The organism is Pseudomonas sp. B2021 (assembly GCF_018135665.1).
Lineage (GTDB): Bacteria > Pseudomonadota > Gammaproteobacteria > Pseudomonadales > Pseudomonadaceae > Aquipseudomonas > Aquipseudomonas lactis.
This window is the reverse complement of record NZ_SMOF01000001.1, coordinates 4331515-4355088: the sequence shown is the minus strand read 5'-3', so window position 1 is coordinate 4355088 and position 23574 is coordinate 4331515. Positions and strand designations below refer to the sequence as shown.

Annotated in this window: 27 protein-coding genes; 26 read left to right on the top strand and 1 reads right to left on the bottom strand. The window is 61.3% G+C overall.

All coding sequences use genetic code 11. The features are described 5' to 3' along the window. Positions 1 to 126: 126 nt before the first annotated feature. The 16 genes from E1K68_RS19475 (at position 127) to E1K68_RS19400 (ending at position 11077) form a co-directional block, all read left to right on the top strand. The gene (locus tag E1K68_RS19475) at positions 127 to 432 is read left to right on the top strand and encodes an STAS domain-containing protein (protein WP_094773729.1); all 306 of its coding nucleotides are present in this window, start codon (positions 127 to 129) and stop codon (positions 430 to 432) included. Next, positions 429 to 2147 carry a fused response regulator/phosphatase gene (locus E1K68_RS19470; RefSeq protein WP_057709782.1) on the top strand — a complete coding sequence of 573 codons (1719 nt, stop codon included), beginning with the start codon at positions 429 to 431 and terminating at the stop codon, positions 2145 to 2147. Before E1K68_RS19475 ends, E1K68_RS19470 begins: the two co-directional genes overlap by 4 nt. A gap of 30 nt (positions 2148 to 2177) precedes the next feature. Continuing rightward, the gene (locus tag E1K68_RS19465) at positions 2178 to 2534 is read left to right on the top strand and encodes an Hpt domain-containing protein (RefSeq protein WP_057709783.1); all 357 of its coding nucleotides are present in this window, start codon (positions 2178 to 2180) and stop codon (positions 2532 to 2534) included. Positions 2535 to 2695: 161 nt separating this feature from the next. After that, the gene (locus tag E1K68_RS19460; protein ID WP_057709784.1) at positions 2696 to 3979 is read left to right on the top strand and encodes a flagellar hook-length control protein FliK; all 1284 of its coding nucleotides are present in this window, start codon (positions 2696 to 2698) and stop codon (positions 3977 to 3979) included. Between the two features lie 262 nt (positions 3980 to 4241). Then, on the top strand, positions 4242 to 4742 hold the full coding sequence (fliL, locus tag E1K68_RS19455; protein ID WP_003192946.1) for a flagellar basal body-associated protein FliL: 501 nt from the start codon (positions 4242 to 4244) through the stop codon (positions 4740 to 4742). Positions 4743 to 4751: 9 nt separating this feature from the next. Beyond that, positions 4752 to 5720, top strand: a complete 969-nt coding sequence (fliM, locus tag E1K68_RS19450; protein ID WP_003192943.1) for a flagellar motor switch protein FliM — start codon at positions 4752 to 4754, stop codon at positions 5718 to 5720. Positions 5721 to 5763: 43 nt separating this feature from the next. Continuing rightward, on the top strand, positions 5764 to 6231 hold the full coding sequence (gene fliN, locus E1K68_RS19445; RefSeq protein ID WP_003192941.1) for a flagellar motor switch protein FliN: 468 nt from the start codon (positions 5764 to 5766) through the stop codon (positions 6229 to 6231). 1 nt (position 6232) lies between these two features. Further along, positions 6233 to 6667, top strand: coding sequence for a flagellar biosynthetic protein FliO (fliO, locus tag E1K68_RS19440; RefSeq protein WP_212614561.1), 435 nt, complete (start codon positions 6233 to 6235; stop codon positions 6665 to 6667). Beyond that, on the top strand, positions 6667 to 7410 hold the full coding sequence (gene fliP, locus E1K68_RS19435; protein WP_003192937.1) for a flagellar type III secretion system pore protein FliP: 744 nt from the start codon (positions 6667 to 6669) through the stop codon (positions 7408 to 7410). The genes fliO and fliP overlap by 1 nt, the downstream gene beginning before the upstream one ends. A gap of 4 nt (positions 7411 to 7414) precedes the next feature. Next, on the top strand, positions 7415 to 7684 hold the full coding sequence (gene fliQ, locus E1K68_RS19430) for a flagellar biosynthesis protein FliQ (RefSeq protein ID WP_003192936.1): 270 nt from the start codon (positions 7415 to 7417) through the stop codon (positions 7682 to 7684). 4 nt (positions 7685 to 7688) lie between these two features. Beyond that, the gene (gene fliR, locus E1K68_RS19425) at positions 7689 to 8474 is read left to right on the top strand and encodes a flagellar biosynthetic protein FliR (RefSeq protein ID WP_003192935.1); all 786 of its coding nucleotides are present in this window, start codon (positions 7689 to 7691) and stop codon (positions 8472 to 8474) included. A 3-nt stretch (positions 8475 to 8477) separates the two neighbouring features. After that, the gene (gene flhB / locus E1K68_RS19420; RefSeq protein ID WP_003192934.1) at positions 8478 to 9614 is read left to right on the top strand and encodes a flagellar biosynthesis protein FlhB; all 1137 of its coding nucleotides are present in this window, start codon (positions 8478 to 8480) and stop codon (positions 9612 to 9614) included. Positions 9615 to 9728: 114 nt separating this feature from the next. Beyond that, entirely contained in the window at positions 9729 to 9905 is a 177-nt protein-coding gene (locus E1K68_RS19415) for a cold shock domain-containing protein (protein ID WP_122993370.1), read from the top strand. Between the two features lie 145 nt (positions 9906 to 10050). Then, a complete protein-coding gene (locus E1K68_RS19410) occupies positions 10051 to 10281 on the top strand; it encodes a hypothetical protein (protein WP_094773733.1) in 231 nt (76 codons plus the stop codon). Between the two features lie 11 nt (positions 10282 to 10292). Further along, positions 10293 to 10496 (top strand): cold-shock protein, encoded by a 204-nt coding sequence (locus E1K68_RS19405; protein ID WP_034136111.1) that lies wholly within the window; start codon positions 10293 to 10295, stop codon positions 10494 to 10496. A gap of 371 nt (positions 10497 to 10867) precedes the next feature. Further along, positions 10868 to 11077, top strand: a complete 210-nt coding sequence (locus E1K68_RS19400; protein ID WP_034136110.1) for a cold-shock protein — start codon at positions 10868 to 10870, stop codon at positions 11075 to 11077. Positions 11078 to 11233: 156 nt separating this feature from the next. Here E1K68_RS19400 and E1K68_RS19395 read toward each other — a convergent pair whose 3' ends face one another. Beyond that, positions 11234 to 11488 (bottom strand): DUF6124 family protein, encoded by a 255-nt coding sequence (locus E1K68_RS19395; protein ID WP_034136109.1) that lies wholly within the window; start codon positions 11486 to 11488, stop codon positions 11234 to 11236. Between the two features lie 554 nt (positions 11489 to 12042). Here E1K68_RS19395 and flhA point away from each other — a divergent pair. The 10 genes from flhA to motD all read left to right on the top strand — a co-directional run bounded on the left by flhA (position 12043) and on the right by motD (position 23549). Then, the gene (gene flhA, locus E1K68_RS19390; protein WP_137205363.1) at positions 12043 to 14157 is read left to right on the top strand and encodes a flagellar biosynthesis protein FlhA; all 2115 of its coding nucleotides are present in this window, start codon (positions 12043 to 12045) and stop codon (positions 14155 to 14157) included. An 11-nt stretch (positions 14158 to 14168) separates the two neighbouring features. Continuing rightward, positions 14169 to 15485: a flagellar biosynthesis protein FlhF gene (flhF, locus tag E1K68_RS19385; protein WP_003192914.1), complete on the top strand. Its 1317-nt coding sequence runs from the start codon at positions 14169 to 14171 to the stop codon at positions 15483 to 15485. A gap of 105 nt (positions 15486 to 15590) precedes the next feature. Beyond that, entirely contained in the window at positions 15591 to 16424 is an 834-nt protein-coding gene (gene fleN, locus E1K68_RS19380) for a flagellar synthesis regulator FleN (RefSeq protein WP_003192912.1), read from the top strand. Then, positions 16421 to 17161 carry an RNA polymerase sigma factor FliA gene (gene fliA, locus E1K68_RS19375; RefSeq protein WP_003192909.1) on the top strand — a complete coding sequence of 247 codons (741 nt, stop codon included), beginning with the start codon at positions 16421 to 16423 and terminating at the stop codon, positions 17159 to 17161. Before fleN ends, fliA begins: the two co-directional genes overlap by 4 nt. Positions 17162 to 17328: 167 nt before the next feature. Next, a complete protein-coding gene (locus tag E1K68_RS19370; RefSeq protein WP_003192908.1) occupies positions 17329 to 17703 on the top strand; it encodes a chemotaxis response regulator CheY in 375 nt (124 codons plus the stop codon). Between the two features lie 18 nt (positions 17704 to 17721). Further along, on the top strand, positions 17722 to 18510 hold the full coding sequence (locus E1K68_RS19365) for a protein phosphatase CheZ (RefSeq protein WP_212614560.1): 789 nt from the start codon (positions 17722 to 17724) through the stop codon (positions 18508 to 18510). A gap of 11 nt (positions 18511 to 18521) precedes the next feature. Continuing rightward, a complete protein-coding gene (locus tag E1K68_RS19360; protein WP_003192905.1) occupies positions 18522 to 20726 on the top strand; it encodes a chemotaxis protein CheA in 2205 nt (734 codons plus the stop codon). A 48-nt stretch (positions 20727 to 20774) separates the two neighbouring features. Next, complete coding sequence (locus tag E1K68_RS19355) at positions 20775 to 21905, top strand: chemotaxis response regulator protein-glutamate methylesterase (RefSeq protein WP_212614559.1); 1131 nt, start codon at positions 20775 to 20777, stop codon at positions 21903 to 21905. Continuing rightward, entirely contained in the window at positions 21905 to 22645 is a 741-nt protein-coding gene (locus tag E1K68_RS19350) for a flagellar motor protein (RefSeq protein ID WP_003192902.1), read from the top strand. The genes E1K68_RS19355 and E1K68_RS19350 overlap by 1 nt, the downstream gene beginning before the upstream one ends. 16 nt (positions 22646 to 22661) lie before the next feature. Beyond that, the gene (motD, locus tag E1K68_RS19345) at positions 22662 to 23549 is read left to right on the top strand and encodes a flagellar motor protein MotD (RefSeq protein ID WP_034136106.1); all 888 of its coding nucleotides are present in this window, start codon (positions 22662 to 22664) and stop codon (positions 23547 to 23549) included. The last annotated feature ends 25 nt before the right edge of the window (positions 23550 to 23574 follow it).

Here is a 23574-nt window from a genome sequence, read left to right as displayed (position 1 = left end):
AAAGATTCCGTGGCTGACACGCCGCCATCGCAGGCAAGCCAGCTCCCACAGTTGATTCACTGTGTTGCTCAGATGCTCTTCAGCTGCTACACCTTGTGTCTAGTGCAACGACAAGGAAGCAGTCACATGACAGTCGAGTCAGAAGTATCCCTGGATGGGAAGAAGTTGACGATCGCAATCAGGGGCCGGTTCGATTTCGGCAGCCACCAGGCGTTTCGGGAGGCCTACGAGCGTTTCTACAAGGTCCCCGAGATCTATATCGTCGATCTCAAGGAGGCCACCTACATGGACAGTTCAGCCCTCGGCATGCTGCTGTTGCTACGTGATCATGCCGGCGGCGATGACGCCGAGGTCCGCGTGACGAACAGCAACTCCGACGTTCGCAAGATCCTCGCCATCTCCAACTTCGACAAGCTGTTCGACATCAGTTGAGCGCCCTGGCCCCGGTCCTGGAAGCGCTGACCATCCTGATCGCCGAAGACAGCGCCGCCGACCGCCTGTTGCTGGCGAGCATCATCCGCCGCCAGGGCCATCAGGTGCTGACTGTCAGCAATGGCGCCGAAGCGATTGAGGTGTTTGCCCGTGAGCGCCCGCAACTGGTGTTGATGGACGCGCTGATGCCGGTGATGGACGGCTTTGAAGCCGCGCGGCAGATCAAGCAATTGGCGGGGGAGGCGCTGGTGCCGATCATCTTCCTCACCTCGCTGCGCGAAAGCGAAGCCCTGGCCCAGTGCCTGGACGCCGGTGGCGATGACTTTTTGCCCAAGCCCTATAACCCCTTGATCCTGGCGGCGAAGATCAACGCCATGGACCGCCTGCGCCGCCTGCAGGCCACGGTTTTGCAACAGCGTGACCTGATCGCCAAGCATCACGAACACCTGATGCATGAACAGCGGGCGGCCAAGGCGGTGTTCGACAAGGTCGCCCATTCCGGTTGTATCAACGCCGCGCCGAATATTCGCTACCTGCAATCGCCTTATGCGCTGTTCAACGGTGACTTGTTGCTGGCGGCCTACACGCCATCGGGTGACATGCACGTGCTGCTCGGGGATTTCACCGGCCATGGCTTGCCGGCCGCCATCGGCGCCATGCCCCTGGCCGAAGTGTTCTACGGCATGACCGCCAAGGGCTACGGCCTCACGCAGACCCTGCGGGAAATGAACGCCAAGCTCAAGCGCATCCTGCCGGTGGACATGTTCTGCTGCGCCACCTTGCTGTGCCTGAGCGCCCAGCGGCGGGCGGTGGAAGTGTGGAACGGCGGCATGCCCGAAGGCTATGTGCATGAAGTCGCCACCGGCAGGCGCACGCCGTTGATGTCGCGGCACCTGCCCTTGGGGGTGTTGTCGGCAGAGGCGTTCGATGACAGTACCGAGGTCTGGCCCATGGCGTTGGGCGACCGGGTGTTTTTGCTCTCCGATGGTGTGCTGGACACCGCTGACGCCAACGATCAACTGTTCGGCGCCGAGCGCTTGCAGCAGGTGTTCGCCGCCAACCGCGAGCCTGACCGCCTGTTCGAGGACATCGAGCAGGCCCTGGCGGCCTTTCGCGGCCAGGCGCGCGATGACGTCAGCATGGTCGAGATCACGTTGCAGGCAGGCCAGCCCTTGCGGGCGGCCGAGCCGATGTATGCTGACAGCGGCCAGTCGTGCCCGCTGGATTGGTCGGTGAGTTTCGAATTTCGCGCCCAGACCCTCAGAACCTACAACCCGCTGCCGTACCTGCTGCAACTGCTGCTGGAGATCCACGGCCTGCGTGAGCAGAGTGGGGCGCTTTACAGCGTGATGGCCGAGTTGTATTCCAACGCGCTGGAGCATGGCGTGCTGGGCCTGGACTCACGGCTCAAGCGCGATGCCCAGGGGTTTGCGCAGTATTATCGCCAGCGCCATGAGCGGCTGGCGCAGTTGGACAGCGGTTACGTGCGCGTGCATGTGCAGGTGGTACCCACCGACAAGGGCGGCAAATTGACCTTGCGCGTCGAAGACAGCGGGCAGGGTTTTGATGTGGAACAGGAGCTGGCCCGCCCCGTGGACATCGACCGTCTGTCTGGTCGGGGTCTTAGCCTGGTGCGTCAACTGAGCAGCGCTGTAGGCTGGTCCGATGGCGGGCGCAGTGTCTGCGTGGAGTTTTGTTGGGAGGCTCTGGCATAATCCGCCGATTCTTGATCAAGGAGCGAGCAAGTGGCTGAGATTCATTTGGACCCCGACGTGTTGTCGGACTTGCAGGAAGTAATGGAGAGCGAGTACCCGACGTTGCTCGACACCTTTATCGAGGACTCGCAAGAGCGCGTCGCAGCACTGCGCAAGGCTGGAGGCGACGCCAAAACGTTGGGGCGGATTGCCCACAGTTTCAAAGGCAGCAGCGGCAATCTAGGGGCGGTGCGTTTGGCCCAATTGTGTGAGTTGCTGGAGGCCGAGGCCGTCGAGGCGGCCTCGGATCTAAGTGCACTGGTTGATCAGATTGATCATGAGTTCGCGCTGGTCAAGCCACTGTATGAATGTAGGAGCGAGCTTGCTCGCGAAAAACGTCAACGATAACGCGTACTTCCTGGATGAATGCGGCGCCTGTGAGTTTTTCGCGAGCAAACTCGCTCCTACATTGAATCGGATATGTCCAGGCATTTTGTAAACCTGGCCCGACTCTTGCTCTACCTCCATAGACTGCATCCCCGACCCCCATGCAGTGGAGACCCTTACTTATGCCAGTCGCCCCCCATTCGCTCCTTCAGGCTGCCACCGCGGCCAAGCCTCAAGCGCCGGCCGCCACGCCTGCGGTAGCGCCTGCGGCCCCGCGGGACAAGGGCGCTGGCTTCGCTCAAGTGTTTGCCAAGCAAGCTGCCAAACCGCAGGCCAAGAGCGACGACGCGCCAGCCAAACCCGTGCGCGACAAAGCGGCTGAAGCCAGCGATAAACCTGCCGCCAGCGCGCCAGCGGTTGCCGATAGCGGCAATCCCTTGCCTGCCAAGCCGGCCAAGAGCGACGACCACGCCGACAGTGAAGGCGAGCCACCGGCCGACCCGTCCCTGGCGCAGCAACCGGTGGCCGACCCGGCGCTGGTTGCCACCGTAACGCCGGTGGCGGTCCCTGTGCCCGTACAAGCGCCTGCCGTCGCTGCCGAAGATGACCAGGCCCTGCCGCTCATCGCGGTGACCGAGGAGCCCAAGCAGCCGGCCTTCGACCCCGAGGCTGACCCGCTGGATTCGATGCCGGCCGTGCGCCTGGCGATGGAGCAGGGCGGTCACGTCTCGGCCAGCAGCCAGGCGCCGCAGAAAGCCGCGCCCACCACCCAGGACCAACCGACCGCTGCGCAGAACTTTGCCGCTGGCCTGGCCAACATGGTTGACCAGCAAGCCACCAAGGACAGCACCGACCAAGGCGGTGACAAGGCCTTCGGCGCGCTGATCGATGACGGCCTCAAGGACCTCAAGAACGCCAGCAGCGACACCCGTGTGGACGACTTCGCCAACCGCCTGGCCGCGCTGACCCAGGCGGCCACACCGAAAACCGCGAATGCCTTGCCGCCCGTCACCAATGCGCCCCTGGCCATGCACCAGAGCGGCTGGACCGAAGAGGTGGTCAACCGCGTGATGTACCTGTCCAGCGCCAACCTCAAGTCGGCCGAGATCCAGTTGCAGCCCGCTGAGCTGGGGCGCCTGGATATCAAGGTCAACATGACGGCGGATCAGCAAGCCCAGGTCAACTTCATGAGCGGCCATGCGGTGGTGCGTGAAGCGCTGGAGAGCCAGTCGGGGCGTTTGCGCGAGATGTTTGCCCAGCAGGGCATGGGGCAGGTGGATGTGAATGTCTCCGACCAATCGCGGGGGCAGGACCAGCAGCAACAGCAGGGCCAGGCGCGGGGCGTCAGTGGCAGCGGCAGGCGTGCTGACAGCGGCGACGCCGGTGGCCCTGTGGACGTGGCCGAAGTGGCGGCGCCAGTGAGTCAGAGCGTGATTGGCTCCAGCGCGGTCGACTACTACGCCTGACTTCCTGTTCAAACCCGGTCAGTGTGGGAGCTGGCTGATCGTTCCCACGCTCTGCGTGGGAATGCCACCCCGGACGCTCCGCGTCCCGAAGTCGGCGATGTTTTCGACCGTTGCGCACGGTGACGCGTAGCGTCACAGGATGCATTCCCACGCAGAGCGTGGGAACGATCATCTTCCTGCGCCTGCCAGCCAACTCTGGCATAACACTTGCTCTTGCCTTGCCATAGATCTACGAATCCCCGAATAGTGACGGATTATTGGCATGGCGAAGAGCGACGACGCAGCAACTCCCCCCGCAGGCAAAGGCAAGCTCAAGCTGATCCTGTTGATTGTGCTGGGCCTGCTCCTGGCCATCGGCGCCTCGGTGGGCGGCACCTGGTACATCATGCACAGCAGTGCGAGCAAACCGGCGCCCGCCGCCGAAGCTGCCACCAACGTCAAGCAACCGGCAATCTTCGAGCAGATGCTTCCGGCCTTTGTCGCCAACTACAACCAGAATGGTCGCCAACGCTATCTGCAGGTGAGCATCACCTTGCTGGCGCGCAACCAGGCGGACCTCGATGCCCTCAAGGTGCATATGCCGGTGATCCGCAACAACCTGGTGATGCTGTTCTCCGGGCAGAGCTTCGACAGCCTGGCCACGCCAGTCGGCCAGGAAATGCTGCGCCAGAAGGTCACTGCCAGCGTGCAGGAAGTGGCCCAGAAAGAACTCGGCAAAGTCGTGGTCGAGCAGGCGCTCTTCACTAACTTCGTATTGCAGTAGGATCACGACATGGCCGTGCAAGACCTGCTGTCCCAGGATGAAATCGACGCGCTGTTGCATGGCGTGGACGATGGTCTGGTACAGACCGAAATGGCTGCCGAACCCGGCAGCGTCAAAAGTTACGACCTGACCAGCCAGGATCGCATCGTACGGGGACGCATGCCGACCCTGGAGATGATCAACGAACGCTTTGCCCGCTACACCCGCATCAGCATGTTCAACATGCTGCGCCGCTCGGCGGACGTGGCCGTGGGCGGTGTGCAGGTGATGAAGTTCGGTGAATACGTGCACTCGCTGTACGTGCCCACGAGCCTCAACCTGGTCAAGATCAAGCCATTGCGCGGCACTGCGCTGTTTATCCTCGACGCCAAACTGGTGTTCAAGTTGGTGGACAACTTCTTCGGTGGCGACGGCCGTCACGCCAAGATCGAAGGGCGTGAATTCACCCCCACCGAACTGCGCGTGGTGCGCATGGTGCTGGAGCAGGCCTTCATCGACTTGAAGGAAGCCTGGCAGGCGATCATGGAAGTCAATTTCGAGTACATCAACTCGGAAGTGAACCCGGCCATGGCCAACATCGTCGGCCCCAGCGAAGCCATTGTGGTGTCGACCTTCCACATCGAACTCGATGGCGGTGGCGGCGACCTGCACGTGACCATGCCGTATTCGATGATCGAGCCGGTGCGCGAAATGCTCGACGCCGGTTTCCAGTCCGACCTCGACGACCAGGACGAACGCTGGGTCAAGGCCCTGCGCGAAGACCTGCTGGACGTCGACGTGCCGCTGAGCGCCACCGTGGCCCGCCGCCAGTTGCGCCTGCGGGATATTTTGCACATGGCGCCTGGGGACATCATCCCCGTCGACTTGCCGCAAGAGCTGATCATGCGCGCCAACGGCGTGCCGTCATTCAAGGTCAAGCTCGGTTCCCACAAGGGCAACCTGGCGCTGCAAGTGGTTGAGCCGATCAACCGCCGCTGATTCAACCCTAATTCATGATTGTTTGCTGCGCCGAGGACATGTAATGGCTACCGAACACGAAAACACTTCCGCCGAAGACCAGGCCCTGGCTGACGAGTGGGCTGCGGCCCTGGAAGAAACCGGCGATGTTGGCCAGGACGACATCGACGCGCTGCTGGCCGCCGACGCCGCCACCGCGCCGGCTGGCAACCGCCTGGCCATGGAAGAATTCGGCAGCGTGCCGAAGAACAACGACCCGGTGAGCCTCGACGGCCCGAACCTGGATGTGATCCTCGACATCCCGGTGTCGATTTCCATGGAAGTGGGCAGCACCGAAATCAACATCCGCAACCTGTTGCAGCTCAACCAGGGCTCTGTGATCGAGCTGGACCGCCTGGCCGGCGAGCCGTTGGACGTGCTGGTCAACGGCACCCTGATTGCCCATGGCGAGGTGGTGGTGGTCAACGAGAAGTTCGGCATCCGCCTGACCGACGTGATCAGCCCGAGCGAACGCATCAAGAAGTTGCGCTGAGATGAAGTACTCGATGGCGGGACTGTTGCTGGCGCTGCCATTGAGCGCCCTGGCGGCGGAGCCGGTGGCGCAGGTGGCTGCGGCGCCAGCGGTCGGTAGCGTCAGCGGGCAGTTGACGCAACTGGTGCTAGGCCTGTTGCTGGTGATCGGCCTGATTTTCCTGCTGGCCTGGTTGATGCGCCGCGTACAGCGCATCGGCCCGGGCAACGGCCAGGTGATCGAGCTGGTGGGCTCGCGCGCCCTCGGCCCGCGTGACCGGCTGGTGCTGGTGCAGGTGGGCGAGGAGCAAATCCTGCTCGGCATCACCCCTGGCCGCATCACCCCGCTGCATGTACTCAAGACCCCGGTGGATGCGGTCAAGACCGAAGCCGCCACGCCAGAATTCGCCCAGCGCCTGATGGAGTTGCTGGGCAAGGATCAGAAGGATAAGAAGTAATGCGCGTTTTGTTGACGCTCATGCTGTTGCTGGCCGCACCGATGGCCCTGGGCGCCGACCCGTTGTCGATCCCGGCGATCACCCTGGGCACCAACGCGGCGGGCGCGCAGGAATATTCGGTCAGCCTGCAGATCCTGCTGATCATGACGGCGCTGAGTTTTATCCCGGCGTTCGTCATGCTGATGACCAGCTTTACGCGGATCATCATCGTCTTCTCGATCCTGCGCCAGGCCCTGGGCCTGCAGCAGACGCCGTCGAACCAGATCCTCACCGGCATGGCGCTGTTTTTGACGCTGTTCATCATGGCGCCGGTGTTCGACAAGGTGAACCAGCAAGCCCTGCAACCTTATCTGGCAGAAAAGCTCACGGCCCAGGATGCCATCGACAAGGCCCAGGGCCCGATCAAGGACTTCATGCTGTCGCAAACCCGCTCCAGCGACCTTGAGCTGTTCATGCGCCTGTCCAAGCGCACCGACATCGCCACCCCGGACCAGGCACCGCTGACCATCCTGGTGCCGGCGTTCGTCACCTCTGAACTGAAGACCGCGTTCCAGATCGGCTTCATGATCTTCATCCCGTTCCTGATCATCGACCTGGTGGTGGCGAGCGTGTTGATGGCCATGGGTATGATGATGCTGTCGCCTTTGATCATCTCGTTGCCGTTCAAGATCATGCTGTTTGTGCTGGTGGACGGCTGGGCGCTGATCATTGGCACCCTGGCCGGCAGTTTCGGAGGGGTATAGCGCTATGACGCCAGAAGTCGCCGTCGACCTGTTCCGTGAAGCGCTGTGGCTGACCACCCTGATGGTTGCCGTGCTGGTGGTGCCGAGCCTGTTGGTCGGCCTGCTGGTGGCGATGTTCCAGGCGGCCACCCAGATCAACGAACAAACCTTAAGCTTCCTGCCGCGCCTGCTGGTAATGCTGGTGACCCTGATTGTCGCCGGCCCATGGCTGGTGCAAACCTTCATGGAATACATCCTGCAGTTGTACGGCAGTATTCCGCAGTTGATCGGCTGAGCCGATGCAATCCTTGCTGGCCTTGACCGACACCCAGATCAGTACCTGGGTGGCCTCGTTCATCCTGCCGCTGTTTCGCGTCACGGCCATGCTGATGGCCATGCCGGTGTTCGGCACCACCCTGGTACCGCGTCGCGTGCGTTTGTATTTTGCCGTGGCGATCACCGTGGTGATCGTGCCTGGCCTGCCGCCGATGCCGCCGGTGAACGCCCTCGACCTGAGCGCCTTGCTGCTGATTGCCGAGCAGATCCTGATCGGCGCCATGCTGGGGTTTTCCCTCACGTTGTTCTTCCAGGCGTTTGTGATCGCCGGGCAAATCATCTCGATCCAGATGGGCATGGGCTTCGCGTCCATGGTCGACCCTACCAACGGGGTGTCGGCGGCGGTGATCGGGCAGTTTCTGACCATGCTGGTGACCTTGCTGTTTCTGGCCATGAACGGTCACCTGGTGGCGTTCGAAGTCTTGACCGAAAGCTTCACCACCTTGCCGGTGGGCTCGGGGTTGGTGGTCAACCATTTCTGGGAGCTGGTGGGGCGCCTCGGTTGGGTGTTGGGCGCAGCGCTGTTGCTGGTGCTGCCGGCGATCACGGCGCTGCTGGTGGTCAATATCGCGTTTGGCGTGATGACCCGTGCGGCGCCGCAACTGAACATCTTCTCGATTGGCTTCCCCTTGACCCTGGTGTTGGGCATGGGGATTTTCTGGGTCGGCCTGGCTGACATTCTCAATCAGTATCAACCGCTTGCGAGCGAAGCCTTGCAGTTCTTACGTGATCTGGCACGGGCGCGCTGAGCCATGGCCGAGAGCGAGAGTGGTCAGGACAAAACAGAAGACCCCACGGAGAAACGTAAAAAGGACTCCAGGGAAAAGGGCGAGATCGCGCGCTCCAAAGAGCTCAACACCTTCGCCACCATGATCGCTGGCGCCGGCGCCTTGCTGATCTACGGCGGTGGCCTGGCGCTGGACCTGCTGGAGATGATGAAACATAACTTCAGCCTGCCGCGCGAAGTGTTGCTCAACCCCGACGCCATGGCCCAGTACCTGCTGCACTCGGGCAAGATCGCGTTGCTGGCGGTGCAGCCGATTCTGATCACCTTGTTGCTCGCCGCGCTGATCGGCCCGGTGGCTCTGGGCGGCTGGCTGTTTGCTGCGGGCAGCATGGCGCCCAAGTTCAGCCGCATGAACCCCGGGGCGGGGCTCAAGCGCATGTTTTCGGTCAAGGCCCTGGTGGAATTGCTCAAGGCCCTGGCCAAGTTTTTCCTGATTCTGTTCGTGGCCCTGGCGGTGTTGTCGTCCGACATCGATGATTTGCTGCGCATCGCCCATGAGCCGCTGGAGTCGGCGATCATCCACAGCGTGCAGGTGGTGGGCTGGAGCGCGCTGTGGATGGCGCTCGGGCTGATCCTGATCGCCGCCGTGGATGCGCCGATCCAGTTGTGGGAAAGCCACAAGAAACTGCTGATGACCAAGCAGGAAGTGCGCGACGAACACAAGGACCAGGAAGGCCGCCCCGAGGTCAAGCAACGCATCCGCCAACTGCAGCGGGAAATGTCTCAGCGCAAGATGATGGCCTCGGTGCCCGACGCCGACGTGGTCATCACCAACCCGACCCACTACGCCGTGGCCCTCAAGTACGACCCCGAGAAAGGCGGCGCGCCGATGCTGCTGGCCAAGGGCAGCGACTTTACCGCGTTGAAAATCCGCGAAATCGCGGTGGCCAACGACATTCTGTTATTGGAGTCGCCAGCATTGGCGCGTTCGATTTTCTACTCCACCGACCTCGACCAGGAAATCCCGGCCGGCCTGTACCTGGCGGTGGCGCAGGTGTTGGCCTACGTGTACCAGATCCGCCAATACCGCGCCGGCAAGGGCAAGCGGCCTGATCCGCTCAAAGACCTGCCGATCCCGCCAGACCTGCGCCGCGATTCCTGACCGCTCCTACAGAAAGGGCCGTCTACCTGTCAACTTTGACAGTAGCCATTACGCCGCCTTCACTGTTTGATACAGCGATGAGGCGCGCAACCGTGCGCGGCTCGGGAGGCGGTGATGGATAGGGGTACGGTCAAGTGGTTTGATGCGGTCAAAGGCATCGGCTTTATTGCCCGGGATCGCGATGGCAACCCGGTTGCCGTCCAATCGGCAGGCACGCAATGCAGTGACTTGCCACCCACCCCTGCCAAGCCGCGAAAACCCCGCAAGCGCAAGAAATCATCGGATGCATGAATCGTCTGCTGTTCCACCGCTACCACCCATCGGCAGCTCGCGTCTACCTGTCAACTCTGACAGTAGCCAAACCACGTTTCCCATTGTTTTATGGATGAACCAAACACTGCACGTATGTAGTCAACGAGAGGCAGGGAGAGCGGGATTGAGCGAGGTCAAAGGGACTGTCAAATCCTACGACTGGATCAGGGGCGATTGGCTGGTCGAATTGGATGAGGGGACAGAAGAGGTATTTATCAATCGCAAGGATTGGCGCTGCACCGCGCTGTCGGTGGGTAAGCGTCTGAGGTTTCAAATGGTCCATCGGCCCAAGGGCATCTATGCGGTGCCCGTCAGAGGGCATGATCGAGGTGGATTGGGTTCTGAGGAAGGGTAAGGAGAGCGGCAATGGCAACGGGTACTGTGAAGTGGTTTAGCACGGAGAAGGGGTTTGGTTTTATTACCCCGGAGGATGGAGGGGCGGACGTGTTCGCCCATCACTCGGCAATTGCGTCGAGTGGGTTTCGATCTTTGGAAGAGAACCAAAAAGTAGAGTATGACCTCACACAAGGTCCAAAAGGCCCACAAGCTGAGAATATACGGCCAGTTTAAAAACTGAATCACATGTGGGAGCTGGCTTGCCCGCATTATCCGCTGCTTGCGTTTGATCGTTCCCAGGCTCCCGCGTGGGAAGGCATCGCGTGACGCTCTGCGTCACCCTTGCGCAGAGCTCAAGTCGTACGTCTGGCTCGAGACGCGGAGCGTCCCAGGCGGCATTCCAGCGCGGGGCGTGGGAATGATCGAGGGGGCCGCGTTATTGAAGAGGTATTTATCAATCGCAAGGATTGGCGCAAGACGGCGCTGGCGGTGGGGAGGCGTCTGAGGTTTCAAATGGTCCATCGGCCCAAGGGTATCTATGCGTTGCCCGTCAGAGGGCATCATCGAGGTGGGTTGGGTTCTGAGTAAGGGTAAGGAGAGCGGCAATGGCAACGGGTACGGTCAAGTTCTACAACAAACCCAAAGGGTATGGGTTTATTACTCCGGACGACGGTGGAAATGACGTTTTTGTGCATGTTTTAGTAGTTGAACGTTCGGGTTTGCGAGAGCTTTCAGAAGGGCAAAAGGTGCAATACGATCTCGTAGTTGGGAGGGATGGAAAGGTCACTGCGGAAAATCTTCAAAGCTTGACGTAAATATTATTGATCGTTCCCACGCTCCCGCGTGGGAATGCATTGCGTGACGCTCTGCGTCGCCCTTGCGCAGTGCTCAAGTCGCGCGCCTGGCTCGGGACGCGGAGCGTCCCAGGCGGCATTCCCACGCGGAGCGTGGGAACGATCGAGGGGGCTGCGTTATCCGCTGTGTGCGGTGTCCAACATTCCGCCTTCACCGTGCAAGCGATCAGCCAGTAACTGCGCCAGTTCGATCAACTGCGCAACACCGAGCAATTCCTCTCGTTTCGAACCTTCCAAGTCAAAGGCCAGGTCACAGCTCAAGGCATTGGCCGAAGCGAGTGTTTCGCTGAGGTTGACCAGCAGGTCTTCGCTGCTGATGCCGTCGGCTACGGTAAACAGCCGGGTGGGGGGATTTGGGGTAGGTTTGATCACTGTGAAGCTCCTTATGAAAGTGAAGCCGCCACTGATCGCCGCGACGCGATGGAGGGTGGCAGCTGTACGCAGGTTCGCGGACCGGTGAAGGAGCAACCCGGCATACCCGAAGGTATCCCGCGCACAGCCGCCATAGCGCCGCACAGTAGACGATAAAAAACCGCTTACTGAAAGGGAGATGGTGCTTTTGCTCCGTTGTGAACCGGGCCGCGACGCCCGTCCGCTGCGTTTGCAGCGGTGTACGGAGACTAGAGATCACATTTCCTAGGGGCAACCCCAAATCCATGTCGGAAATTTCCTCGATATCCACGATGCACACAAATCCAAATGTGGGAGCTGGCTTGCCTGCGATGGCTGACTCGCAGCCACTATCCCAGTGGCTGACACACCGCAATCGCAGGCAAGCCAGCCCCCACACTCGAATCGGTTACCACCCGACGATCACTCCAAAAGCAAAGTTGGAAGGCTTCTTGCAACCCCGCCTCCAAGTCGCCCTCCAGCGTCAAAACTTTGCTTCAAGGACCCGAGGAATACCGGTGGTAGATCGCTCTCAAATGCTCAACACGGCCCGTGGCACCCTGACTGACTTGTCGCGGGGCAATCTGGGTGTGCCGTTGTTGTTGCTGGTGATGCTGGCAATGATGATGTTGCCGATGCCGCCGTTCCTGCTCGACGTGTTCTTTACCTTCAACATTGCCCTGTCCGTCGTAGTCCTGCTGGTGTGCGTGTACGCCCTGCGGCCGCTGGATTTTGCGGTATTCCCGACGATTCTGCTGGTGGCTACCCTGTTGCGCCTGGCATTGAACGTGGCTTCCACGCGGGTGGTGATGCTCCACGGCCAGGACGGCCACGCGGCCGCCGGTAAGGTGATCCAGGCGTTCGGTGAGGTGGTGATCGGCGGTAACTACGTGGTTGGTATCGTGGTGTTTGCGATCCTGATGATTATCAACTTCGTGGTGGTGACCAAGGGCGCTGGGCGAATTTCCGAGGTGAGCGCGCGGTTTACCCTCGACGCCATGCCCGGCAAGCAGATGGCCATCGACGCCGACCTCAACGCCGGCCTGATCGACCAGAACCAGGCCAAGTCGCGCCGGGCCGAAGTTGCTCAGGAAGCCGAGTTCTACGGCTCCATGGACGGCGCCAGCAAATTTGTGCGCGGTGACGCCATCGCTGGCCTGTTGATTCTGTTTATCAACCTGATCGGCGGCATGGCGGTCGGTATCTTCCAGCACGGGATGACCTTCGGTGATGCCGGCAAGGTGTACGCCTTGCTGACCATCGGTGACGGTTTAGTGGCGCAATTGCCATCACTGTTGTTATCCACAGCGGCGGCCATCATGGTTACCCGTGCTTCGGGCTCCGAAGACATGGGCAAGCAGATCAGCCGGCAGATGTTCGCTTCGCCCAAGGCCCTGGCCGTGGCGGCGGGCATTATGGCGATCATGGGTATCGTGCCGGGCATGCCGCACTTCTCGTTCCTGAGCATGGCGGCCCTGGCGGGTGGCGCGGCGTACCTGTTCTGGAAGAAGCAGAACCAGGTCAAGGTCCAGGCCGAGCAGGAGATCGCGCGTCAACAGGAGCTGCTGCCATCCCCGGCCCGTGCCCAGGAAACCAAGGAACTGGGCTGGGATGACGTTACGCCCATCGACATGATCGGCCTGGAAGTCGGCTACCGCCTGATCCCACTGGTCGACCGCAACCAGGGCGGGCAACTGCTGGCGCGAATCAAGGGCGTGCGCAAGAAGCTGTCCCAGGACTTGGGCTTCCTGATGCCCACCGTGCATATTCGCGACAACCTCGACCTGGCCCCCAGCGCCTATCGCCTGACGCTGATGGGGGTGATCCTGGCCGAAGCCGAGATCTACCCAGACCGCGAACTGGCGATCAACCCAGGGCAAGTGTTCGGTACGCTCAACGGCATCACCGCCAAAGATCCGGCTTTCGGCCTGGAAGCGGTGTGGATCGAAGTGAGCCAGCGCAGCCAGGCGCAGTCTTTGGGTTACACCGTGGTGGATGCCAGCACCGTGGTCGCCACGCACCTCAACCAGATTCTCTACAAGCACTCCCACGAGTTGATCGGTCACGAGGAAGTCCAGCAATTGATGGGCTTGCTGGCCAAATCGTCGCCGAAACTGGCCGAAGAACTGGTGCCGGGCGTGTTGTCGCTGTCGCAGTTGCTCAAGGTGTTGCAAGCGCTGTTGGCCGAACAGGTGCCCGTGCGCGACATTCGCAGCATTGCCGAGGCCATCGCCAACAATGCCGCCAAGAGTCAAGATACTGCCGCTCTGGTGGCGGCGGTGCGTGTCGGCGTGTCCCGCGCAATCGTGCAAAGCATTGTAGGGACTGAGTCCGAGCTGCCTGTGATCACCTTGGAACCCAGGTTGGAACAAATATTGCTCAATAGTATTCAGAAGGCAGGGCAAGGCCAGGAAGAGGGCGTTTTACTGGAGCCAAGCATGGCTGAAAAGCTGCAGCGTTCGTTGATCGACGCCGCACAGCGCCAGGAAATGCAGGGCAACCCGGTGATCCTGCTGGTGGCCGGCCCGGTTCGCGCGATGTTGTCGCGGTTTGGACGCCTGGCTGTACCGAATTTGCACGTGTTGGCTTACCAGGAAATTCCTGACAATAAGCAAGTGACTATCGTCGCGACAGTTGGGCCCAATGGCTGAGGTAGTGGGTTATGCAAGTTAAGCGTTTTTTCGCCGCCGATATGCGTCAGGCCATGAAATTGGTCCGCGATGAGCTGGGCGCCGATGCCGCGATTATCGGTAACCGTCGGATTGCCGGCGGTGTCGAGCTGACGGCTGCCCTGGATTACACACCCCAGGCGCTGGCCCCGCGCGTACCGAACATGGAACTCGAAGACGAGCTGCGCAAGACCGCCTCGCGCATTGTGTCGGCCCAGGCTGAACTGAGCATGCGTGGCGACAGCGATGCCAGCACCAATCGCCAGTTGTTTGCCGGCCTGCCGCTGACCGCCGCCGAGCCGCTGGTTGAGCCCACCTTTGTCGAACCGCCGCGTCCTGCAGCGCCTGCCCCGGCTGCCGCAGTTGACCAGCGCGTGATCGACTCGATGCGTTTTGAACTCAACGGCCTGCGTGAATTGCTCGAAGTGCAGCTGGGCTCGCTGGCCTGGACCCAACTGCAAGGCAGCAAGCCGCAGCAAGCCAACCTGTGGCGTCGCCTGCAGCGTATCGGCCTGTCCGGCCCGTTGTCCCGCGACCTGCTGGCCTTGACCGCTGAAGTCGAAGAGCCCCGCCAGGCCTGGCGCATGCTGCTGGCGCACTTGGCGCGCATGATCGCCACGCCGGAAATCGAACCCCTGGAAGAGGGCGGTGTGATCGCCATGGTCGGCCCCGCCGGCATGGGCAAGACCACCACCCTGGCCAAGCTGGCTGCCCGTTATGTGCTCAAGTACGGCGCGCAGAATATCGCGCTGGTGAGCATGGACAGTTACCGCATCGGCGCCCAGGAGCAGCTCAAGACCCTGGGTCGCATCCTCAACGTGCCGGTGACTCATGTCGACCCGGGCCAGTCCCTGGCCAATGCCCTCGACCCGCTGCTGCGCAAGCGCGTGGTGCTGATCGACACCGCCGGCCTGCAAGCCAGCGACCCGGCCCTGCGCATGCAACTCGAAAGCCTGGCCGGCCGTGGCATAAAATCGAAAAATTACCTGGTGCTTGCAACCACCAGCCAGAAACAGGTTCTTACCGCTGCCTATCACAGTTACAAGCGTTGCGGCCTGGCCGGTTGCATCCTCACCAAGCTCGACGAAACCGCGAGCCTGGGCGAGGTATTGAGCCTGGCCATCAGCCATGAATTACCGGTTGCCTACCTCACCGACGGGCCGCGGATCCCGGATGATTTGCATCTGCCGCGCCGTCATCAGTTGGTCAGCCGTGCCGTGAGTGTGCAAATGCAAGACGAGCCTAGCGAGGAAGCGATGGCCGATATGTTCGCCGACCTTTACCACCACCCGGCTAAACGGGTGGGTTGAGGCAGGATGAACACCGTGAAATGTACCTACATCGATGGTCTGCAAGCGATTCACGCGGCCAAGCCATGTAGCCTGCGTCTAAGCAAGACAAGGTAAAGAAATAAAATGGGCAGCATGCATCCCGTACAGGTGATCGCGGTGACCGGCGGCAAAGGTGGCGTCGGGAAAACTAACGTGTCAGTGAATTTGTCCCTGGCCCTGGCAGAGCTTGGCCGTCGCGTCATGCTGCTGGATGCTGACCTGGGTTTGGCGAACGTGGACGTTCTGCTGGGGCTGACACCCAAACATACCCTGGCCGATGTAATCGAGGGCCGCTGTGAGCTGCGCGATGTGCTGCTCCAGGGCCCCGGAGGCATCCGCATCGTGCCGGCGGCCTCGGGCACCCAGAGCATGGTGCACCTGAGCCCCGCGCAGCATGCCGGGTTGATCCAGGCGTTCAGCGACATCGGCGACAACCTCGACGTGCTGGTGATCGACACCGCCGCCGGCATTGGCGAATCCGTGGTCAGCTTTGTGCGCGCTGCGCAAGAAGTGCTGCTGGTGGTGTGCGACGAACCCACCTCGATCACCGATGCCTACGCGCTGATCAAACTGCTTAACCGTGACTACGGCATGAACCGCTTTCGCGTGCTGGCCAACATGGCCCAGAGCCCGCAGGAAGGGCGCAACCTGTTCGCCAAGTTGACCAAGGTCACGGATCGCTTCCTCGATGTGGCTTTACAATACGTCGGCGCAGTTCCCTATGACGAGTGTGTGCGCAAGGCCGTGCAAAAGCAGCGTGCGGTCTATGAAGCGTTCCCTCGTTCGAAATGTGCACTGGCGTTCAAGGCCATTGCCCAGAAGGTCGATACCTGGCCGTTGCCCGCCAACCCGCGGGGGCATCTGGAGTTTTTCGTCGAGCGTTTGGTGCATCAGACGAGCGCAGGACCGGTGCTATGACATCCAGCGGCTACAACCTTTACAAAAAGTCGGCACGTGACAGCCAGGGCGAATTGATCGAGCGCTATGCGCCGTTGGTCAAGCGCATTGCCTATCACCTGTTGGCGCGCCTGCCCGCGAGTGTGCAGGTCGAAGACTTGATCCAGGCCGGCATGATCGGCTTGCTTGAAGTGTCGACCAAATACGACGCCAGCAAGGGTGCCAGTTTCGAAACGTATGCGGGTATCCGTATCCGTGGCGCGATGCTCGATGAAGTCCGTAAAGGCGATTGGGCGCCGCGTTCGGTACACCGCAATACGCGCATGGTCAGTGATGCAATTCGTGCAATTGAAGCAAAAACCGGTCGTGACGCTAAAGATCATGAAGTTGCGGCCGAACTCCAATTGAGTCTCGACGATTACTACGGGATTTTGAACGATACCTTGGGCAGCCGCCTGTTCAGTTTCGACGACCTTTTACAGGACGGCGAACACGAAGGGCTGCACGAGGACGGCGCGAGCGCGCATACGGAGCCGTCGCGCGACCTGGAAGACGAACGTTTCCAGGGCGCGTTGGCCGATGCAATCGCCAATCTGCCGGAGCGTGAGCGGCTGGTGCTGGCGCTGTACTACGACGAAGAGCTGAACCTCAAGGAAATCGGTGAGGTCCTGGGGGTCAGCGAATCGCGTGTCAGCCAGTTGCATAGCCAGTGCGCAGCCCGCTTGCGGGGGCGATTGGCCGAGTGGCGCGCGCGCTGACAGGCAGTGTGGGGACACTGCAGACGCTACCGTGAAACCGCAGGGTTTTGCGGGTGAGTACCGTGGTGCCCTGGGCAGTCCTTTTTGTGTAATGCCTGTTGATTGAAATGGCGCGTCCAGGTGCTGGGCGCGTTTAAGACTGCTTGGAGGTCGAATTGGACAAGAACATGAAAATCCTCATCGTTGATGACTTCTCAACGATGCGGCGGATCATTAAAAACCTGTTGCGTGACCTTGGGTTCACCAACACGGTCGAGGCGGATGACGGCCTGACGGCCATTCCGATCCTCAACAGCGGGAGCATCGACTTTCTGGTAACCGACTGGAACATGCCGGGCATGACCGGTATCGACCTGCTGCGCCATGTGCGCGCCGATGAAAAACTGCGCAGCCTGCCTGTGCTGATGGTGACCGCCGAAGCCAAGCGCGAACAGATCATCGAAGCCGCCCAAGCCGGGGTCAACGGTTACGTGGTCAAGCCATTCACGGCACTGGCCTTGAAAGAGAAGATCGAGAAAATCTTCGAACGCATCCACGGCTAATGCCATCGCGGGGGAGCTATGGAGCATAACGAAACGTCACAGGGCGACTTTGAGTCGACCCTGAAAAAACATGCTCACCAGTTGGTCGACAGCCTGGAAAAAGGCCAGTTCGCCGATGCGGTGCAGTTGATCCATGAGCTTAACCAGACCCGTGACCGCGGCCTGTACCAGGAAGTGGGCAAGCTCACACGCGAGCTGCACAGCGCAATCGTCAATTTCCAGATTGACCCGCGCATGCCCCAGGCCGAAGAAATTTCCCAGATCACTGATGCCACTGAGCGCCTGTCCTATGTGGTCCGGCTGACTGAAGCGGCGGCCAACCGCACCATGGACCTGGTGGAAAACGCCACGCCCCTGGTCAACGGCATGGCCACCGAAGCCCAGGCCTTGAGCCAGGACTGGGGCCGCTTCATGCGCCGCGAAGTCGGTGCTGAAGAGTTTCGTGAATTGGCGCGTCGCGTCGACGGGTTCTTGTCGCGCAGCGAACAGGAAAACCGCACGGTGGCCAGCAACCTCAACGACATCCTGCTGGCCCAGGATTACCAGGACCTTACCGGCCAGGTGATCAAGCGCGTGACCCAGTTGGTCACCGAAGTGGAAAGCAACTTGCTCAAATTGGTGCTGATGGCCGGCCAGGTCGATCGTTTTGCCGGCATCGAACATGACCGCGAAGCGATCCTCTCGGAAAAAGATCCACAAAAACATCTCGCCAAGGGTGAAGGTCCGCAGATTCATGCCGATAAACGTGAAGACGTTGTGTCAGGTCAGGATGACGTAGATAACCTGTTATCCAGTTTAGGCTTCTAAGGAGCACCCACATGAGCTTCGGCGCCGATGAAGAAATCCTTCAGGATTTCCTTGTAGAGGCCGGCGAAATTCTAGAGCAACTGTCCGAACAACTGGTCGAGCTGGAAAGCCGACCGGATGATGCGAACCTGCTCAATGCAATTTTTCGCGGTTTTCACACTGTAAAAGGGGGCGCCGGCTTCCTCCAGCTCCATGAGCTGGTGGAGTGCTGTCACATCGCCGAGAACGTGTTCGACATCCTGCGCAAGGGTGAGCGTCACGTCGACTCGGAACTGATGGACGTGATTCTCGAAGCACTGGATGCGGTCAACGGCATGTTCAGCCAGGTGCGTGAACGTGCGCCTATCACCGCCGCCACACCGGAACTGCTGGCCGCCCTGGCGCGCCTGGCCGAACCTGCCGACACCGCGGCTGCGCCGGTGGTCGAGGCCGCGCCGGAGCCGGTGGCGCAAGCCGAGCCGGACGTGACCGACAGCGAGTTCGAACAACTGCTCAACTCCCTCAGCGCGGTCAAGGCCGAAGCTGAATCGCCGGTGCAGCCTGCCGCGACGCCGAGCAGTGAAGACATTACCGACGCTGAGTTCGAGTCGTTGCTCGACCAGTTGCACGGCAAAGGCCAGTTCGCAGCAGATGCCGTGGCACCGCCTGCGGCAGCGCCAGAAGCACCCGCTGCCAACGCCAGCACCGACATTACCGACGACGAATTCGAGGCACTGCTCGACCAACTGCATGGCAAAGGCACCTTTGTGGCCGAAGCCCTGCCCGAGGTTGCAGCGACTGCCGCCGCCGCTGCGCCAGCGGCCAGTACCGCACCGGCCGGTGACGGGTTGATCTCCGACCACGAATTCGAAGCCCTGCTCGACGAGTTGCACGGCAAAGGCAAGTTCAGCGAAGTGGCCCCGGCCGCTGCCGCCCCGGTTGCAGCGCCAGCCGCTGCTACTGCGGCACCGGTTGCTGCCAAACCTGCGCCGGCTGCCAAGCCAGCACCCGCCGCCGCCCCTGCGCGTGCAGCGGCGCCGGCTGTTGCGGAAAAGCCCGCCAGCGAAGCCGAAACCACCGTGCGTGTGGATACCGCGCGCCTGGACGACATCATGAACATGGTGGGCGAACTGGTGCTGGTGCGTAACCGTCTGGTGCGCCTGGGCCTGAACAGCGGCGACGAAGCCATGCAGAAGGCCGTGTCGAACCTTGACGTGGTCACCGCCGACCTGCAAACCGCGGTGATGAAAACGCGGATGCAGCCGATCAAGAAAGTCTTCGGCCGTTTCCCACGCCTGGTTCGCGACCTGGCGCGCCAGCTCAAGAAAGAAATCAACCTGGAACTGGTGGGCGAAGAAACCGACCTCGACAAAAACCTTGTCGAGGCCCTGGCCGACCCGCTGGTCCACTTGGTGCGCAACGCGGTCGACCACGGCGTAGAAACCCCGGAAGAACGCGAAGCCGCCGGCAAGTCCCGCAACGGCAAAGTGATTTTGGCGGCGGAGCAAGAGGGCGACCACATCCTGCTGTCGATCACCGATGACGGCAAAGGCATGGACCCGACCATCTTGCGCAATATCGCGGTCAAGCGCGGTGTGATGGACAAGGACGCCGCCGACCGCCTGACCGACACCGAGTGCTACAACCTGATCTTCGCCCCGGGGTTTTCGACCAAGACCGAGATCTCCGACGTGTCCGGGCGTGGCGTGGGCATGGACGTGGTGAAGACCAAGATCAGCCAGCTCAACGGCTCGATCAATATCTACTCGACCAAGGGTCAGGGCTCCAAGATCGTCATCAAGGTGCCGTTGACTCTCGCGATCATGCCGACCCTGATGGTGATGCTGGGCAACCAGGCGTTCGCCTTCCCGCTGGTCAACGTCAACGAGATCTTCCACCTCGACTTGTCGCGCACCAACGTGGTGGACGGCCAGGAAGTGGTGATCGTGCGCGACAAAGCGTTGCCGCTGTTCTACCTCAAGCGTTGGCTGGTGGCCTCGGCTGCCCATGAAGAACAGCGCGAAGGCCATGTGGTAATTCTGTCCGTGGGCACCCAGCGCATCGGCTTTGTGGTCGACCAACTGGTGGGCCAGGAAGAAGTGGTGATCAAGCCTTTGGGCAAGATGTTGCAGGGCACCCCAGGCATGTCGGGCGCAACCATTACCGGTGACGGTCGCATCGCACTGATTCTCGATGTTCCGAGCATGCTCAAGCGTTACGCCGCACGGCGTATTTGATTCTGGTGGGGCAGGGCGGTCATGCCCGCCCCGCCTAACGGAGTGTTTATGGCAGTCAAGGTCCTGGTGGTGGACGATTCGGGTTTCTTCCGCCGCCGCGTCTCGGAAATTCTTTCCGCTGATCCAACGATCCAGGTGGTCGGCACGGCCACTAACGGCAAAGAGGCGATCGATCAAGCCATTGCCTTGAAGCCGGACGTGATCACCATGGACTACGAGATGCCGATGATGGATGGCATCACGGCCGTGCGCCACATCATGCAACGCTGCCCCACACCGGTATTGATGTTTTCCTCGCTGACTCACGAAGGCGCGCGGGTGACCCTCGACGCCTTGGACGCCGGCGCGGTGGATTTTTTGCCGAAGAATTTCGAAGACATCTCGCGCAACCCCGACAAGGTCAAGCAGATGCTGTGCGAGAAGGTGCACAGCATTTCCCGCAGTAACCGTCGCAGCCTGTTCAGCACACCCGCGCCAGCCCCTACGCCTGCGCCCGCCGCAGCGGCGCCGAGCTCATCGTTTGCGCGCCCGGCGCTTGCGCCCGTGGCCCGGCCTGCGGTAGCGCCGGTACGTGCCGCCGCAGCGCCGAGTGCGCATTCGCCGGCACCCAAGCGCAAGGCTTACAAGCTGGTCGCCATCGGCACCTCCACCGGTGGCCCGGTGGCCTTGCAGCGGGTGCTGACCCAACTGCCGGCTAACTTCCCGGCGCCGATTGTGCTGGTACAACACATGCCGGCGGCGTTCACCAAGGCGTTCGCCGAGCGCCTGGACAAGCTGTGCCGTATCACCGTCAAGGAAGCCGAGGATGGCGACATCCTGCGCCCTGGCCTGGCACTGCTGGCGCCGGGCGGCAAGCAGATGATGGTGGACGGGCGTGGCGCGATCAAAATCCTGCCGGGCGATGAGCGCTTGAACTACAAGCCGTGCGTGGACATCACCTTCGGTTCGGCAGCCAAGTCCTATGGCGACAAAGTTCTGGCGGTGGTGCTCACCGGCATGGGCGCCGATGGCCGTGAAGGTGCGCGCCTGCTCAAGCAGGGCGGCAGCGCCATCTGGGCCCAGGATGAGGCCAGTTGCGTGATCTATGGCATGCCCATGGCTATCGTCAAGGCTGACCTGGCCGATGCGGTCTACAGTCTGGACGACATCGGCAAGCACCTGGTGGAGGCCTGCCTCTGATGGATGTCTTGAGCCTGATCGGCATCACCATGGCGTTTGTCGCCATCATTGGTGGCAACTACCTGGAAGGCGGCCACCTCGGCGCCTTGGCCAACGGCCCGGCAGCCCTGATCGTGATCGGTGGTACCGTGGGTGCGGCGTTGTTGCAGTCGCCCCTGAGCTCGTTCAAGCGTGCCATGCAGATTCTGGTGTGGATCATTTTTCCGCCACGGGTCGACCTGGCAGGCGGCATCGACCGCGTGGTCAATTGGAGCCTCACCGCCCGCAAGGAAGGCCTGCTGGGCCTGGAAGGCGTGGCGGATGCCGAGCCTGACAGCTACGCGCGCAAGGGCCTGCAACTGTTGGTCGATGGTGCCGAACCGGAAGCGATCCGCAGCATCCTCGAAGTGGATTTCTACACCCAGGAAAGCCGTGACATCAATGCGGCCAAAGTCTTTGAAAGCATGGGCGGCTACGCGCCGACCATCGGCATTATCGGTGCGGTGATGGGCCTGATCCACGTGATGGGCAACCTGGCCGACCCCTCGCAACTGGGCAGCGGCATTGCCGTGGCGTTTGTCGCGACCATCTACGGCGTGGCCAGTGCCAACCTGGTGTTGCTGCCGGTGGCCAGCAAGCTCAAGTCGATTGCCATGCGCCAGTCGCGTTATCGCGAAATGCTGCTTGAAGGCATCCTGTCGATTGCCGAGGGCGAAAACCCGCGCTCCATCGAATTGAAGCTTCAGGGCTTCATGGATTGATGGGGAGGAACTGCCTGTGAGCCGTCGCCGTCGCGAGCCCGAGGAACACGTCAACCACGAACGCTGGTTGGTGTCCTACGCGGACTTCATCACCTTGCTGTTCGCGTTTTTTGTGGTGATGTACTCGATCTCGTCGATCAACGAAGGCAAGTACAAGATCATTTCCCAGGCGCTGGTGGGTGTATTCAACGATTCCGAGCGGGCGCTCAAGCCGATCCCCATCGGCGAAGAGCGGCCCAAGACCGTGACCCCGGCCAAGCCTCTGGTCAATGACAGTGATGAAACCGCCGCCGGCATCCAAGGCACCAGCGACCCGCTCAAAAGCATCGCCGACGATATCAGTGCTGCCTTTGGCGACTTGATCAGTTCCAACCAGATGACCGTGCGCGGCAATGAGCTGTGGGTGGAGATCGAATTGAACTCCAGCCTGTTGTTCGCCAGTGCCGATGCGTTGCCCAGTGACCAGGCATTCACCATCATCGACAAGGTCGCGGCAATCCTCAAACCGTTTGAAAACCCGATCCATGTGGAAGGCTTCACCGACAATTTCCCTATCAGCACTGCGCAGTATCCGACCAACTGGGAACTGTCCTCGGCCCGTGCGTCGAGCATCGTGCGCATGTTGGCCATGCAGGGCGTGAACCCCCAGCGCCTGGCGTCGGTGGGCTATGGTGAATTCCAGCCGGTGGCCAATAACGCCACGGTCGAAGGCCGCGCCCGTAACCGCCGGGTGGTGCTGGTGGTCTCGCGCAACCTGGATGTGCGTCGCAGCCTGACCGGAACCGGCACCGCCAATGCCACCCCGGATGCGGCGTTGAAGCGTGCTGGCACACAAACTGCACCGCCCGTTGTCAAGCCGCCGGTCCGACCGAGTAACGTCAATTCTCCGTCGCCGGCTCAATAACCGTATGCAATGTCTCGGTCGCGCC

Excerpts from the sequence above, each read along its gene's own strand:
- fliL (WP_003192946.1), top strand. The coding sequence starts at position 4,242 with ATGGCGAAGAGCGACGACGCAGCAACTCCCCCCGCAGGCAAAGGCAAG.
- E1K68_RS19360 (WP_003192905.1), top strand. The coding sequence starts at position 18,522 with ATGAGCTTCGGCGCCGATGAAGAAATCCTTCAGGATTTCCTTGTAGAG.
- E1K68_RS19475 (WP_094773729.1), top strand. The coding sequence starts at position 127 with ATGACAGTCGAGTCAGAAGTATCCCTGGATGGGAAGAAGTTGACGATC.
- E1K68_RS19350 (WP_003192902.1), top strand. The coding sequence starts at position 21,905 with ATGGATGTCTTGAGCCTGATCGGCATCACCATGGCGTTTGTCGCCATC.
- flhF (WP_003192914.1), top strand. The coding sequence starts at position 14,169 with ATGCAAGTTAAGCGTTTTTTCGCCGCCGATATGCGTCAGGCCATGAAA.
- fliM (WP_003192943.1), top strand. The coding sequence starts at position 4,752 with ATGGCCGTGCAAGACCTGCTGTCCCAGGATGAAATCGACGCGCTGTTG.
- E1K68_RS19415 (WP_122993370.1), top strand. The coding sequence starts at position 9,729 with ATGGATAGGGGTACGGTCAAGTGGTTTGATGCGGTCAAAGGCATCGGC.
- flhA (WP_137205363.1), top strand. The coding sequence starts at position 12,043 with ATGCTCAACACGGCCCGTGGCACCCTGACTGACTTGTCGCGGGGCAAT.
- fliQ (WP_003192936.1), top strand. The coding sequence starts at position 7,415 with ATGACGCCAGAAGTCGCCGTCGACCTGTTCCGTGAAGCGCTGTGGCTG.
- E1K68_RS19365 (WP_212614560.1), top strand. The coding sequence starts at position 17,722 with ATGGAGCATAACGAAACGTCACAGGGCGACTTTGAGTCGACCCTGAAA.
- fliP (WP_003192937.1), top strand. The coding sequence starts at position 6,667 with ATGCGCGTTTTGTTGACGCTCATGCTGTTGCTGGCCGCACCGATGGCC.
- E1K68_RS19400 (WP_034136110.1), top strand. The coding sequence starts at position 10,868 with ATGGCAACGGGTACGGTCAAGTTCTACAACAAACCCAAAGGGTATGGG.
- fleN (WP_003192912.1), top strand. The coding sequence starts at position 15,591 with ATGGGCAGCATGCATCCCGTACAGGTGATCGCGGTGACCGGCGGCAAA.
- E1K68_RS19355 (WP_212614559.1), top strand. The coding sequence starts at position 20,775 with ATGGCAGTCAAGGTCCTGGTGGTGGACGATTCGGGTTTCTTCCGCCGC.
- flhB (WP_003192934.1), top strand. The coding sequence starts at position 8,478 with ATGGCCGAGAGCGAGAGTGGTCAGGACAAAACAGAAGACCCCACGGAG.
- E1K68_RS19405 (WP_034136111.1), top strand. The coding sequence starts at position 10,293 with ATGGCAACGGGTACTGTGAAGTGGTTTAGCACGGAGAAGGGGTTTGGT.
- fliO (WP_212614561.1), top strand. The coding sequence starts at position 6,233 with ATGAAGTACTCGATGGCGGGACTGTTGCTGGCGCTGCCATTGAGCGCC.
- fliN (WP_003192941.1), top strand. The coding sequence starts at position 5,764 with ATGGCTACCGAACACGAAAACACTTCCGCCGAAGACCAGGCCCTGGCT.
- fliA (WP_003192909.1), top strand. The coding sequence starts at position 16,421 with ATGACATCCAGCGGCTACAACCTTTACAAAAAGTCGGCACGTGACAGC.
- E1K68_RS19460 (WP_057709784.1), top strand. The coding sequence starts at position 2,696 with ATGCCAGTCGCCCCCCATTCGCTCCTTCAGGCTGCCACCGCGGCCAAG.
- fliR (WP_003192935.1), top strand. The coding sequence starts at position 7,689 with ATGCAATCCTTGCTGGCCTTGACCGACACCCAGATCAGTACCTGGGTG.
- E1K68_RS19370 (WP_003192908.1), top strand. The coding sequence starts at position 17,329 with ATGAAAATCCTCATCGTTGATGACTTCTCAACGATGCGGCGGATCATT.